This window comes from Paraflavisolibacter caeni (genome assembly GCF_025628885.1).
Lineage (GTDB): Bacteria > Bacteroidota > Bacteroidia > Chitinophagales > Chitinophagaceae > Flavisolibacter > Flavisolibacter caeni.
Map to the genome: position 1 here is coordinate 643,575 of NZ_JAOTIF010000001.1, position 13,653 is coordinate 657,227.

Sequence of the window (13,653 nt, forward strand, 5' to 3'; positions counted from 1 at the left end):
ATGAAGTAGTGGGTAATAATATTTGACTGCAGGCGGGAAAATATGGAGTTGATAAAGGACTGCTGGATGCATAAAAGAATATCCCTGCGAGTATTCTATATTACAGGCAGGGATATTACATAAACAATGGTAATTATTCTTTCTTATCATCCTTAACTGCATGCTCAACTTTTTCTCCAACTTTTTGAGCTGTTTTCTTTACTGCTTTACCGGCATCTTCCACACCTTCTTTAGTAGCATCCCAAGCATGCTCAATGGCGTGACCGGTCTTGTCGAAGATATTACCACTTTTGTTCACTACTTCACCGTCTTCCAGTTTCACTTCTTTACCATCTTTCATTACAATTCCATTTTTGTGTACTACAACACCATTATCCATTTTTACATTTTCTTCCGTCACTACCCATTGCCCGTTTTTGTAAACCATCACCTTTTTTTCACGATAAATGACATCTCCTTCTCCCGGAGTATATGCAGTTGAGGTAGTGGTTGTTGTCATTGTTGTATCTACTGTTGTAGCGGCGGTGCTGGTGTCAACTGTCGTGGTCGTTACGGTATCTGTTGTATTAACAGTAGATGTACCTGTTTTGTTCTTGCATGCAGTCAGTGATAACACTGCACATGCCATTGCAAAGATCTTTTTCATAATGTAGGGCTTTATTTAATGTGTCTTTAACTCGATGGCTTATTAAATTTTCGTGCCAGAGATTACAATAGCTGAGATACCGGGGGCTCTATAAACAATTAAGCCGCTGGGAAGCGGCTTAATTGTTTGATGTATTTGTGATGCTGTTAACTCACTGTAGCGCCGGGGTTGATTGCCGTTTCTGGGCTCACAAAATGTAATTTGCCATTCTGGTCTTCTGCCATCAGTATCATGCCCTGGCTTTCAATGCCGCGCATTTTACGAGGGGCAAGATTGGCAACTACTACTACCTGCTTGTTGATGATCTCATCCGGTGCAAAGTGAAGTGCGATACCGGAAACGATGGTTCTTTTCTCAAAGCCCATATCCACTTCAAGTTTTAAGAGTTTATCAGCTTTGGCTACTTTTTCAGCTGAGCGTATAGTACCTACGCGGAGGTCAAGCTTGGCAAAGTCATCGTAAATGATTTCGGCTTTGGCCGCGGCCTCTACTGAGGCACTTTGATCCGGATTGGTTTGAGTTCCTTCCTTTTGCTCATTGTTTGTTGCCGGTTGTTCATTGGTGGCTACCTGGGAAGCGGCAACTTCCCTGGCTTTAACTGCCTCTTGTAATTTGTCGATCTGTGTTTTCACTTCTGCGTCTTCAATTTTTCTGAATAATAATTCCGGTGCGCGGAGGGAATAACCTACGCTCAATAATTTCATGGATCCTGCATTTCCCCATTCAAGCATTTTATCTACCACTTTCATCATGTGGCACATTTTCTTTGCTGTGTTGGGTAAGAATGGGTTGATGAGGATAGAGAGATTCGCACTCAATTGTAGACAAATGTGCAGGCAATTGTCTATCTGTGCCTGGGCTGTTTCTGTTACGTTTCCGTCTTCACCTACCTGCCTTGCTTTGATCCAGGGCTCTTTGTCCTGCATGTACTTGTTGCCTTTACGAGCCAGGTCTATCACCTCAAACAGGGCATCGCGGAATTTGTATTGTTCCAGCAAGTCTTCCTCTTTGGCTTTTGTCAGGCTGATCTCTGCGATGAGTCCTTTATCCTGTTCGTCAATAAGATCATTATGGAACTTAGGCACTTTGCCATGACACAACTTGTGCATCAGCACAAAAGTGCGGTTAATAAAGTTACCGAAGATGGCAACCAGTTCGCTGTTTACGGCGTCCTGGAATCCTTTCCATGTAAACTCGCTGTCCTTATTTTCAGGCAGAATGGTTGTCAGGTAATACCTGAGTGCGTCCGCCAATTGAGGGCCGCCGTTTTCTTTTTTGATGAAGTCGTCAATGTAATCCTGCATTTCAAGCTTCCAGCCACGGCTGGTACTCATTTTGTCACCTTCCAGGTTCATGAACTCGTTTGCAGGTACATTGTCCGGTACCAGGAAACCGTGCAGCTTTTGCATGACAGGGAAGATGATGCAATGGAACACGATGTTGTCTTTCCCAATAAAATGCACCAGCTTTGTGTCTTTATCCATCCAATAAGGCTCCCAGTCCTTGCCGGTATTCTTTGCCCATTGTTTGGTGGCGCTAATGTATCCGATTGGTGCGTCGAACCATACATAGAGCACTTTGCCTTCTGCATCAGGAAGGGGAACTTTGATGCCCCAATCAAGGTCGCGGGTCACAGCGCGGGGGAGCAGGCCATTGTCTATCCAGCTTTTACATTGACCGATCACGTTTGTCTTCCAGTCATTAGCATGTTCCTGCAAAATCCAGGTACGTAACCATTCTTCATGTCTGTTCAAAGGAAGGTACCAATGCTTGGTGGTTTTCTTAACCGGAGGCTTGCCACTTAATGTGCTTACCGGATTGATCAGTTCGTCCGGACTTAGAGAAGTGCCACATCTTTCGCACTGGTCGCCAAATGCTCCTTCAAAGCCGCAATTAGGACAGGTTCCTTTGATATAGCGGTCGGCCAGGAAGGTTTGCGCTTCTTCGTCGTAGTATTGTTCGCTTTCTTTTACTTCCAGTTCGCCACGGTCGTTCAGGTAAGTAAAATATTCCTGAGCAGTTTCGTGGTGGATAGGATTGCTTGTGCGGTCGTAAATATCGAATGAAATAGACAGGTCTTCAAAGTTCTGCTTGATGATTGCGTGGTATTTATCGATGATCTGCTGGGAAGTTGTACCCTCTTTCATGGCCTGGATAGGAATAGCCGTACCGTGTTCATCGCTTCCACACACGTAAACCACATCTCTTTTTTGTGCTCTCAGGTAGCGTACATAAATATCTGCAGGAATGTAAGCCCCGGCCAGGTGCCCTATGTGCTTCAAGCCGTTGGCATAAGGTAGGGCAGAAGTGACCAGATACCTTTTGGGTAATTTACCCCCAGCTGCAGCAGGAGTTTCTTGTGATGCTGTATTTTCTGTAGTCATTTTCAATTCTTTCAATCTGCGCAAAAGTACCGGAAAGCTTTTTTTAAATGATTTTATTTGAATGAACAAGTAATAAATTGTGATCTTTAATTATGAACCGGAAGCGCTTTCTATCCGCCCTTAGTGCCTTTTCCTCTGCTCTTGTTTTCCCAATCCGGGAAGCCAAAGCCGCTGCTTCACTTCATTTATCTATAAAAACTGATATATCTGCAATTCCACCTTATTTAAAGCCAGGTGATACCCTGGGCATTACTGCACCGGCAGGGCATATTACCATAGAAAGACTGGGCCCAGCCATTTCTATTATGGAAAGCTGGGGATATAAAGTAAAAATTGGTAATACCATTGGAAAACAGGATTTCTCCTTTGGAGGCACTGATGAAGAAAGGGCTGCCGACTTCCAGCAGATGCTGGATGATCCTTCTATTAAGGCTATTATGTGTGCCAGGGGGGGATATGGAGTTGTTCGAATAGTAGACCAGTTGGACTGGGCCCGGTTCAAGTTGAGGCCAAAGTGGATCATCGGTTTTAGCGACGTAACGGTTTTGCATAGTCATATTCAGCGGAACTGCGGGATTGCGACGATTCACTCAAAGATGTGTAATAGTTTTCCTGACGACCTTGCCATTTCGGAGCCTATACAGGTGCAGACGATACAGTCTATTCAAGAGGCTTTGAGTGGGAAGCAAATGGCATATACTGCCCTTCCTAATAGTTGTAACAGAGCCGGGATAGCAGAAGGGACCCTGGTTGGGGGAAACCTGAAAGTGCTGGAGACCCTGTCCGGAACGGTTTCCGATATCAATACGGCTGGAAAGATCCTATTTGTGGAAGATACTGGTGAGTACCTGTATAGTATTGACCGGATGTTCTGGAACCTGCAGCGTACAGGTAAGCTAAAGACGTTAAAGGGGTTGATCGTTGGTGGTTTCAACATAAAGCCGGACGATGAGGGAGAGGAGTTTGGAAGGTCTTTGCAAGAGATTATATTGAGTAAAGTGAAAAATTATACATATCCTGTTTGCTTTGATTTTCCTGTTGGCCACCAGAGAGCCAATTTCGCATTGAAGTGCGGGGTGAAACATCGATTGAAAGTAACATCAGACGAAACAACATTAATAGAAATTAAATAATGATCATTCCTCCTTATTTACAGAAAGGCGACACGATAGGGATTGTTGCACCTGCGGGTTTTATGCACTTTGAAAAAATGCAAACCTGTATTGAGACACTTCAAAACTGGGGCTACCAGGTTAAGTTGGGTAATACTACTCAAAGTTCATCTGATAATTATTTTTCGGGAACAGACGAAGAGCGTTTGCAGGATGTGCAGGAAATGTTGGATGATAAAAATGTGCAGGCCATTTTGTGCGCCCGTGGTGGCTATGGCGTTAGCCGGATTATAGATGATCTTAATTTTAAGAAGTTTCAGAAACATCCTAAATGGCTGATTGGCTTTAGTGATATTACTGTTTTCCATTGCCACCTTTATTCCTGCTTCAAAATTGCCTCGCTGCATTCGCCAATGGCCGCGGCCTTTAATGGCGAAGGATTCAACGGTCTGTATATACAATCCCTGAAAGATGCCATGGAGGGCAAGCCTGCGGTATATGAATGTCAGCCCCACCAGTTGAATCATACAGGAGATGCAGAGGGTGTACTTGTTGGGGGAAACCTTGCTTTATTGGCTCATTTAATAGGAACCCCTTCAGATTATAAAACAAAGAACAGGATACTTTTTTTAGAAGATGTAGGTGAGTATCTCTATAACATTGACCGGATGCTGCTGCAATTAAAACGTAGTGGAAAGTTGAAAAACCTGGCAGGACTGATCATTGGAGGTTTTACTGATAGTAAAGATACGGAGAGGCCTTTCGGCAAAAATGCTTATGAATTAATATACGATCAGGTGAAAGAATTCGATTACCCTATTTGTTTTGGTTTTCCCGTGAGCCATGGAGAAGAGAATTTTGCCTTGAAAGTGGGTGTGGAGTATAAATTACAAATCAAAGGCGAAAATGTTCAATTAGCAGAGAAGCAGTAACGGACCACGTGGACCAATGCTTTGAGTGTCTTCGAGATGGTAATAAGGAATGCCAGATGCTGTGGTTAACTTTTGTTTGCTTATAACGGTAAGTATTTATGTTTGAGAGGCGTGTTGTTATAATGAAACAAATATGGCTAGAAAAGCCTGATTGGTGAAATTGATTATTTTTATAGTAAAATAGATAAATCCTATTAAATGACCCTGACGCAATTAGAATATATTATTTCGGTTGACAATACGCGTCACTTTGCAAAAGCTGCGGCTCAATGTTTTGTTACACAACCAACTTTGAGCATGCAGATCCAAAAGCTGGAAGAGGAATTGGGGGTGCAGATTTTTGATCGTAGCAAGCAGCCGGTGGTACCCACTCAGGCTGGTGCTGAAATCATTGCACAGGCAAGAAAAGCCGTTGCAGAATGTAATGGCGTACTGGAAGTGGTGCAAACACAGAAAGGGATTTTGCATGGTCAGCTACAGGTAGGGATTATTCCTACATTGGCCCCCTATTTATTGCCTCTGTTTATTCCTGCTTTCACTCAAAAATACCTTCAGGTTAAACTGGTGGTGAATGAGTTGACTACCGACCTGATCATTGCACGGTTGCGGGAAGGCCGTATTGATGCAGGGATCCTGGTGACCCCTTTACAGGAAATGGGTATCAATGAAGACCCTATGTTTTATGAAGAGCTGGTAGCATATGTTTCCAAAGACAATGCAGCATATAAGAAAAGCTATGTGTTACCTACTGATATTGATCCAAATAAATTGTGGTTACTCGAAGAGGGGCACTGCTTTCGTTCGCAAATTGTCAATCTTTGTCAATTACGTAAAAGCAGTAAAGAAGGCAGCCATTTCGAATATGAGGCCGGCAGCATAGAAACCCTGAGGCGCTTGGTAGATACCAACGACGGCATTACCATTATTCCCGAATTGGCAACACTGGATATGAGTCCTAAACAGCAAAAGCATTTACGGTATTTTAAAGCGCCGGCTCCAGTAAGGGAAGTGAGCATTGCAACGCACCGGAATTATGTGAAGCGCCGGTTAGTGCAGGCGCTCAAAAAAGAAATACTCGCCGCAATTCCTGAAAAGGTTAAATCGAACCAAAAGAGAAAGGTGGTGCCGATTGAAGAATAGATGGCAGATGAGCAATTCTTAAATGATCGTCTGCCATCTGTCATCGCCTATTGATAGCGCAAGTAATAGTTTTTCAGTCGTAGGGATAAATTGTCTTCGATTTGGCGGAAGATATTTTCAACAATAGCTTCAGGGGCCGGTGGAGTATTGGGTTTTCGGTTGATGAGGGCTTTGTCATTATCACTTAATGCTCTTTCATCACCCGTATAAGTTGCAAACTCCGTATTCCAGCGATGCTCGCCTATAAAAGTGTCGGACCAAAAGATCTTTCCATTCTCATCTCTGGCGGTAACAAAAAGATCTCCATTGGAAACCAGTATTCTGTTGATTACATTGATGGTTGCGTAAACTTTAGTGTATTCTTTAACGATAGAGTCTTTCCTGTACACAATTTCTTTTGACACAACTTCTTTTGAAACCTGGCGAGACTGCTGCTGGTCAATGGGTTGACCTATGTTGATGCGTCCTAACCGCATTTCCAGTACTTCGTCGGGCCTGAAAGCCCCACTACGGGTATCCAGTGTGCTGTAAAATTTTACAAAGTTGTCATTGGAGCGTAAATTCAGATTCCTGATCAACTGATCCTGGAAGTTACGCATCTGGAATGAGCTATTATTATAATAATAATTGCCATTAATGGCATCAATTGGTAATACAACTACTCTTACCAGTGCAGATTCATAAGAAAGCTGGACTTGTTTTTGGATATCAATATCATCTGGCTTGAAATAAAGAGCTGACCTGAATTCATGATAAGCTTCCCGGAAACCGATTTTTGTTCCATCATCCAGCCATTTTAACCCCTTTTCATAATGCGCATCGGCTGCCTTATCCCTGTAGGTTTCAATATAGCTGGAATAATCCCGCGCATGCACAGCTGCTGATGAAGAAGGATATTGCCTGATCATGTTGTACAATCGCTGCAGCGAATTGTATTCATTGAACATTTGTTCCCATTTCCTGTCGCTGCTGCTATTGGATAAAATGCGGATCTGCTCCTCGTGGCGTTCAACAGCAAATTTATAGGAGCTCTGAAGCAGCTCTTTAGCTTCCCGGTCACCAGGATCCTTTTGCAATTTTCTGATGGATCGCTCTATAGCATTTTCATAATCACCCTGTTCATAAGCTTTGCTGGCAGATTTGCAGGAATAGAAAAATGGCAGGCAAAGAAGAAAGAATGTATAAAGTTTTGTCATAGTCCTGGCTTTATTGGTTAGAGGCAAAGCAACGTCAAAAAGTTACATGAACAAATTTTCTTTAAAATAAACTTAACAAAGAGAGCAGGAATGCGTAAATTTCAAGAAACCTCTGTTTATGATCTCATCAAAAATCGAAAGTGCTTTGAACCGGCAGATTGACCTGGAGGGGTATGCTTCTATGTATTATATAGCCATGGCCTCCTGGTGCCAGGTTAAAGGTTATAATGGCGTTGCTGCATTTTTATATCATCATTCCGATGAAGAACGGATGCACATGTTGAAGCTTTTTCATTATATCAATGATCGCGGCGGCCATGGGCTCGTGCCTGCTTTTGCTGCTCCGCAGAATGATTTTCAGGGCATCCAGGAAATCTTTGATATCGTTCTATCCCATGAAATCAAAGTTTCTAATGAAATCAATGCCCTGGTAGAACTTTGTATCCAGGAAAAAGATTATACTACCCACAATTTCCTTCAATGGTATGTTGCAGAACAAATTGAAGAAGAAACCCTGGCCCGCAATATTTTAGATAAACTAAAGCTGATTGGGGACGATAAAGGAGGTATGTACCTGTTTGACAGGGATTTAGGCATGACAGGAAAAACTGGAAAGGCTAAAGGAAAAAAGCGGTGAGGTTTTAGCTTTCGATCCGCTTCAGTTTCAGGTTGGTAACGGGTGCCACGATCAGCGGGAACTTTTCTACGGTTACCGTACTGACATCCAGTCCAAAGCCCCTTTCTTCTGAAAGACTGACATCCTTCAACCAGAAGTAAAGCTTCATGACCATGCGCTCAATGATCGGCAGGTCGTTATCCTGGCTGAGGTATTTTTCCATGACAATAAAGGAGAAGTCTCCCACAATATTGCTGCGTTCCAGGCTTTCATAGCGACTGGTGATGTTTACTTCCCTGTTGGCCACCAGGTCTTCCACCACTTTGCGGAACATCAGGTTGATACGCGGTTCTATCCTGAAGCCTAATCTGAATTCCACGCGGATGATATCATTGGGAATGATATGGTCCACCTTATATTCTGCAGTATAAGGATCATCCAGGGTGTCAACATGCACAAACCAGTAGATATCCGCCCTTTTGGGCTTTTTGTTCAGTATAGAATAGATGATCTTATGCTCAATTTCTTTGGGGTTGTCGGCACTGGTCAGGTACACCAGGTGGGTGGCATACTTGGGTACCGAGCGGTCGTTGCTCAACTCCTGGATCTTGGGAATATAGTGCTCCAGCCGTACAAACTCCACATAGCGGTTCTTGATCTTCCTTGCTTTATGCCAGGCATACATCACAACAAACATCACCCCGCCCAGTAACACAGTGATGTAACCTCCGTGTGTGAACTTTTGCAGCAATCCAACCAGGAAGACCAGTTCTATAATTGTATAAGATATCAAAAATGTATAAATATAAACTGGCTTCACCCGCTGCAATACCAGGAAGTTGGAAAACAGCATCGTGGTCATCAGCATGGTTACGATGATAGCCAGGCCATAAGCCGCTTCCATTCTTGATGAAGTTTGGAAGTAAAGAACAATGACTACGCAGCCGATATACATAAATAGGTTGAGGGAAGGAATGAACAACTGTCCCTTTTCTTCAGATGGGTAGCGGATCTTGAACTTTGGCCAAAGGTTCAGTCGCATGGCTTCGCTGATCAGGGTAAAAGAACCTGAAATCATTGCCTGGCTGGCAATAATGGCTGCGCTCGTTGCAATGACCACTCCGATAATAATAAACCATTGAGGCATGAGGTCGTAAAAGGCATTAATTCCTATCTCATTTCTTATCTCATCTGTAATGGTTACTCCTTTATGATAGTGCAGCAAGGATGCTGCCTGGCCCAGGTAGTTGAGCAAAAGGCATATTTTGACAAAACCCCAGGATGTCCTGATATTGGCCCTTCCGCAGTGTCCAAGATCACTATAAAGGGCCTCTGCACCTGTAGTACAGAGAAAAACTGCCCCAATGATCCAGAGTGCATCCGGGTAGGTGGATACAAAGTTGACGGCATAGTGAGGGCTAAAGGCTCTAAAAATAGTAAGATCATCAGTAAGATGTACAACGCCCAAAACTGCCAGCATGGTGAACCAGATCATCATAACCGGTCCAAATAATTTGCCTATGGAGGCTGTTCCAAATTGTTGCAGGAAAAAAAATAGGGTCAGGATGACTAAAACAATGTAAACAACATTTTCTTCAATATTATAGAAAGCTGGAAGTTCTTTAAGGCCCTCAACCGCAGAGGTAATAGAGATGGGAGGTGTAATCATTCCATCAGCAAGCAAGGCTGCGCCGCCAATCATAGCTGGGATCACCAGCCACTTTCGTCGTCGGCGTACCAGGGCATACAGGGCGAATGTGCCACCTTCTCCACGGTTATCTGCTCTTAAAACCAGGAGTACGTATTTGATCGTTGTTTGTAGGGTGATGGTCCAAATGATACAGGAAAGGCTGCCTATGATGAGTGGTTCAGATATGGTTCTGCCATAAATAATTGCATTAAAAACATATAAAGGCGAAGTTCCAATGTCGCCATAAATAATCCCCAAAGCCACTAATAATCCTGCAAGCGTCGCTCTTTTGGTTGAAACTTTCACTATATGCCGTTTATTAAGGGTGCAAAATAAATCCTCAAACTAATGTTAAATGTAATGCCAAACTTCAAAGATTCATATACCAACTTTAGACCAAGTATCCAAAAAGTAAAGGAAAAGTACAGCCGGTTCTGATATTATTCATGCAGCTTCTTCAAAATTTACACGTCTTATTAACAGCGCAACAATTAATTTTAAGCAGTTAATTTTCTCCTATGAAGTTTAATGGTCTTTTGTTTTTATTCTTTGTTTTTCTAATATCCGGTACCACTTTCGCCCAACGGATCATCTATTCTGAACCTGAGCGTGATGAGAGTCGCCGTATGAATTTTGAAGTGATTGGTAAGGTTTCCGGTAATTTTTTAGTTTATAAAAGTCTTAGCGGGAAAAATTATGTGAGTGTATACGATAATGAAATGAAGCAGCTTGAAAAAGTACTCCATGATTATATCCCTTATGACAGGCTGATTAATATCGATTTTTTTTCTTACCCTGATTTCGCCTACATGGTGTACCAATACCAACGTAAAAATGTTGTTTATTGTGACGCTGTTAAAGTAGATAAAAATGGAAAAAAGGCTTCAGAGGTTTATAAATTAGATACTTCTCATATTGGTTTTTCCAGTAGTGACCGTATTTATTCTGCCGTTAGCAGCGAGGACAAGAACAGTATTATGGTCTTTAAGATCAATTCCCGTAATAAATCTAATTATGTTGTAACTACTTTATTATATGACAAGGAATTGAATTTGAAAAAGAGAACTCAATTGAATATGCCTATGCAAGAGCGGGATGATTTCCTGGACAAATTCAACCTGGACAATGATGGCGACCTGGTATTTACCAAGTTTACCCGTAACAGCAATGATAATGTAGTGGAAACCAACCTTGTGCTGAAACCGGCAATGGCTGATTCATTTACTACTGTTAAGGTGCCTCATGATAAGCTTTACCTGGATGAGCCGCATATTAAGGTAGATAATAATAACAAACGGTATTTCCTTACCTCTTTTTACTATAAGCAACGCCGTGGTAATGTTGAAGGATTTTATTTCTATAGCTGGGATAAACAATCCGGGCAGCCAGTGATGCAAAATGCAGTGAACTTTAGTGATGAGCTAAGGGCCGAAGCCAGGGGTGAGGCCTCGGTGAAAACTGCTTTTAATGATTATTTTATCCGTAATATCATTGTAAAAAGGGATGGTGGCTTTATTATAGGCAGTGAATCTTATTACACTACATCCCGCTTCAATAGTTGGAACCGCTGGAGTTACCTGTATGGGTATCCAATGAGTGCATATGATTATTATTCCTATTCTTCACCTTATAACAGTTGGTGGTGGCGCAACCAGTATTACAACCGCGGACAGGCGATGCGCCATCATGCTGATAACATTACCGTTCTTTCTTTTGATAATACCGGCAAACTCGAGTGGAGCAATGTGATTCACAAGGGACAGTTTGATGATGAGTCAGACGATCGCATTTCCTATCAGATCCTGAATACAGGGGGCCAGATCCATTTCCTCTACAACCAGGAAGAAAAAAGGACATTGCTGTTGAACGACTTGATACTTACTGCAGATGGTAAGATCAACCGTAATCCAACATTAAAAAATCTGGATAAGGGGTATGAGTTTCTTGCCAAATATGGAAAACAGGTGAGCGGTCGGCAAATGATCATCCCCTGCTATTATCGTAATTACATTTGCTTTGCTAAAGTGGAATTTAATTAATAGCATTGCCGCGTGATTGCACTTTTCAAACAAAAATCGCCTGCAAATGTTGCAGTGCTGTTCATTTTCGGATTACTGATCAAAATACCCCTGTTCCTGTATTCTGTACCGCTACAGGCAACAGCAACTGACGGTGGTTTATACCCTTATTTTTCTTCCCTTCTGGGGCTTACGGAAAGCAACAGTTCGGCATCTGCCTTTGTTGCCTTCCTTATTTTATATGTACAGGCGCTGATGCTGAATCATTATGTGAATGAATACAGGATGACCACGCATCAAACTTTTTTGCCTGCAATGGCTTATTTACTGGTCACTTCGCTCTTACCTGAATGGAGCTATCTTTCTCCTCAATTGGTAGCAGCAACGCTCATCATCTGGGCTTTCGGAAAACTTTTCAGGTTGTACAACCAACAGGCTGCAAAGGGTATTGTTTATAATATAGGTCTCATTGTTGGCTTTAGTTCTTTTATTTTCTTCCCCTCCGCAGCTTTTTTGCTTACGCTTTGCCTTGGAATGGCTATACTGAAGCCCTTTCGTTTTAATGAGCTGGTATTGATGCTTATTGGGGCATTGACACCTTATTATTTTTACGCTGTTTATTTATTCCTGGTCGATCAACTGACTCCTGACCGCATAATTCCAAATGTGACAATTGGTCTGCCCGACATGCGGATGTCTGCCTCGATCATTATTGTTGCGATCTTGCTATTTGTGCCCTTCTTTGTAGGAGCAGCTTACATCAGGGGACATTTGCGCAGAATGCTGATCCAGGTACGTAAGAACTGGACCTTGCTGGTTCTTTACTTGATCACTGCTATGGCAATACCCTTTATAAATGCAGACAATCGCCTGCATAACTGGTTGTTTATGACCGCGCCCTTTGCTGCTTTTCATTCAAGTGCCTACCTGTACCCCAAAAAAAGGTGGATATCCCTGGGAATCTTTTTTGCAACTGTTGCCTTCATCCTGGTAATGCAGTTTGTAAAATTGGGGTGGAAGGTTTAAGCAACTTTACGGCACTGGTAAACTAGTATTGGAAGAGAAACTAAACTTTTTGAAGCCTTTATCATAGAAGCTCGGGAACTCTTGAGACTGTGAACTATCTTTGCGGCTCAATTCACTATTATGAAATTTGGCGTTGTAGTTTTCCCGGGCTCAAATTGCGATAGGGATATTCATGAAGCTCTGCAAATAGACCTGAAACAGAAGTCAGAAATGCTGTGGCATAAAAACAGTGATCTTGCCGGTTTTACTACCGAAGATTGCATTGTTTTGCCTGGAGGCTTTTCTTATGGCGATTACCTTCGTACAGGCGCCATTGCACGTTTCAGCCCTATTATGCAAAGCGTTATTGATTTTGCGCAAAGAGGAGGCAAGGTATTAGGTATTTGCAATGGTTTCCAGATTTTGTGCGAGTCGCACCTGCTGCCTGGTGCTTTATTACGAAATGCCCACCAGAAGTTTGTTTGTAGGAACGTTTTTATAAAAGATGCTGACAGCGAAATTTACAAGATCCCTGTAGCCCATGGAGAAGGTCGGTACTATGCTGATGAACAGACCTTAAATCAATTGGAAGCAAATGGCCAGGTGCTGCTGAAATATTGCGATGAGGAAGGAAATGAAACGGAAGAAGCGAACCCTAATGGTTCTGTACGCAATATTGCCGGTATCTGTAATGCTGAAAGGAATGTTATTGGTATGATGCCCCACCCGGAAAGAGCATGTTCTTCTGCTCTGCACAATACAGATGGCCGCAAGCTTTTTAACAAGTTGTTTTCGCTGGTTCTGGAAACGGCATAATATATCCTGTAAACCGGCATATATCTAAATAATTAAAATGAAGTTGCTGTGTCCAATGATGGTTCATGGCAACTTCATTTTGCATTTTTATAATTGGC

11 protein-coding genes are annotated in these 13,653 nt (G+C 42.5%); 7 read left to right on the forward strand and 4 right to left on the reverse strand.

Annotated features, from left to right (window positions below):
- Window positions 1-133: 133 nt before the first annotated feature.
- Window positions 134-646 carry a DUF6799 domain-containing protein gene (locus OCK74_RS02650; RefSeq protein ID WP_279295436.1) on the reverse strand — a complete coding sequence of 171 codons (513 nt, stop codon included), beginning with the start codon at window positions 644-646 and terminating at the stop codon, window positions 134-136.
- Window positions 647-792: 146 nt separating this feature from the next.
- On the reverse strand, window positions 793-3,030 hold the full coding sequence (metG, locus tag OCK74_RS02655; RefSeq protein ID WP_279295437.1) for a methionine--tRNA ligase: 2,238 nt from the start codon (window positions 3,028-3,030) through the stop codon (window positions 793-795).
- A gap of 92 nt (window positions 3,031-3,122) precedes the next feature.
- Here metG and OCK74_RS02660 point away from each other — a divergent pair, with 92 nt between their 5' ends.
- The 3 genes from OCK74_RS02660 to OCK74_RS02670 all read left to right on the forward strand — a co-directional run bounded on the left by OCK74_RS02660 (window position 3,123) and on the right by OCK74_RS02670 (window position 6,214).
- Window positions 3,123-4,163 carry a S66 peptidase family protein gene (locus tag OCK74_RS02660; protein ID WP_279295438.1) on the forward strand — a complete coding sequence of 347 codons (1,041 nt, stop codon included), beginning with the start codon at window positions 3,123-3,125 and terminating at the stop codon, window positions 4,161-4,163.
- Window positions 4,163-5,074 (forward strand): S66 peptidase family protein, encoded by a 912-nt coding sequence (locus OCK74_RS02665; RefSeq protein WP_279295439.1) that lies wholly within the window; start codon window positions 4,163-4,165, stop codon window positions 5,072-5,074. The genes OCK74_RS02660 and OCK74_RS02665 overlap by 1 nt, the downstream gene beginning before the upstream one ends.
- A 198-nt stretch (window positions 5,075-5,272) precedes the next feature.
- Window positions 5,273-6,214 (forward strand): hydrogen peroxide-inducible genes activator, encoded by a 942-nt coding sequence (locus tag OCK74_RS02670; protein WP_279295440.1) that lies wholly within the window; start codon window positions 5,273-5,275, stop codon window positions 6,212-6,214.
- Between the two features lie 47 nt (window positions 6,215-6,261).
- On the opposite strand, the gene OCK74_RS02675 is transcribed toward OCK74_RS02670, so the two are convergent.
- The gene (locus OCK74_RS02675) at window positions 6,262-7,410 is read right to left on the reverse strand and encodes a hypothetical protein (RefSeq protein ID WP_279295441.1); all 1,149 of its coding nucleotides are present in this window, start codon (window positions 7,408-7,410) and stop codon (window positions 6,262-6,264) included.
- Between the two features lie 118 nt (window positions 7,411-7,528).
- On the opposite strand from OCK74_RS02675, the gene OCK74_RS02680 reads away from it, so the two are divergent.
- A complete protein-coding gene (locus tag OCK74_RS02680) occupies window positions 7,529-8,047 on the forward strand; it encodes a ferritin (RefSeq protein WP_279295442.1) in 519 nt (172 codons plus the stop codon).
- Between the two features lie 4 nt (window positions 8,048-8,051).
- Here the strand turns inward: OCK74_RS02680 and OCK74_RS02685 are convergent, their stop codons facing one another.
- Window positions 8,052-10,022, reverse strand: coding sequence for a KUP/HAK/KT family potassium transporter (locus tag OCK74_RS02685; RefSeq protein ID WP_279295443.1), 1,971 nt, complete (start codon window positions 10,020-10,022; stop codon window positions 8,052-8,054).
- Window positions 10,023-10,234: 212 nt separating this feature from the next.
- On the opposite strand from OCK74_RS02685, the gene OCK74_RS02690 reads away from it, so the two are divergent.
- The 3 genes from OCK74_RS02690 to purQ all read left to right on the forward strand — a co-directional run bounded on the left by OCK74_RS02690 (window position 10,235) and on the right by purQ (window position 13,555).
- Window positions 10,235-11,755 (forward strand): hypothetical protein, encoded by a 1,521-nt coding sequence (locus tag OCK74_RS02690; RefSeq protein ID WP_279295444.1) that lies wholly within the window; start codon window positions 10,235-10,237, stop codon window positions 11,753-11,755.
- A gap of 12 nt (window positions 11,756-11,767) precedes the next feature.
- Window positions 11,768-12,760, forward strand: a complete 993-nt coding sequence (locus OCK74_RS02695) for a hypothetical protein (RefSeq protein ID WP_279295445.1) — start codon at window positions 11,768-11,770, stop codon at window positions 12,758-12,760.
- 120 nt (window positions 12,761-12,880) lie between these two features.
- Window positions 12,881-13,555, forward strand: coding sequence for a phosphoribosylformylglycinamidine synthase subunit PurQ (gene purQ / locus OCK74_RS02700; RefSeq protein WP_279295446.1), 675 nt, complete (start codon window positions 12,881-12,883; stop codon window positions 13,553-13,555).
- The last annotated feature ends 98 nt before the right edge of the window (window positions 13,556-13,653 follow it).

Coding starts and splice junctions, on each gene's coding strand:
- OCK74_RS02660 (WP_279295438.1), top strand. CDS start 3,123: ATGAACCGGAAGCGCTTTCTATCCGCCCTTAGTGCCTTTTCCTCTGCT.
- OCK74_RS02690 (WP_279295444.1), top strand. CDS start 10,235: ATGAAGTTTAATGGTCTTTTGTTTTTATTCTTTGTTTTTCTAATATCC.
- OCK74_RS02650 (WP_279295436.1), bottom strand. CDS start 646: ATGAAAAAGATCTTTGCAATGGCATGTGCAGTGTTATCACTGACTGCA.
- metG (WP_279295437.1), bottom strand. CDS start 3,030: ATGACTACAGAAAATACAGCATCACAAGAAACTCCTGCTGCAGCTGGG.
- purQ (WP_279295446.1), top strand. CDS start 12,881: ATGAAATTTGGCGTTGTAGTTTTCCCGGGCTCAAATTGCGATAGGGAT.
- OCK74_RS02675 (WP_279295441.1), bottom strand. CDS start 7,410: ATGACAAAACTTTATACATTCTTTCTTCTTTGCCTGCCATTTTTCTAT.
- OCK74_RS02665 (WP_279295439.1), top strand. CDS start 4,163: ATGATCATTCCTCCTTATTTACAGAAAGGCGACACGATAGGGATTGTT.
- OCK74_RS02680 (WP_279295442.1), top strand. CDS start 7,529: ATGATCTCATCAAAAATCGAAAGTGCTTTGAACCGGCAGATTGACCTG.
- OCK74_RS02670 (WP_279295440.1), top strand. CDS start 5,273: ATGACCCTGACGCAATTAGAATATATTATTTCGGTTGACAATACGCGT.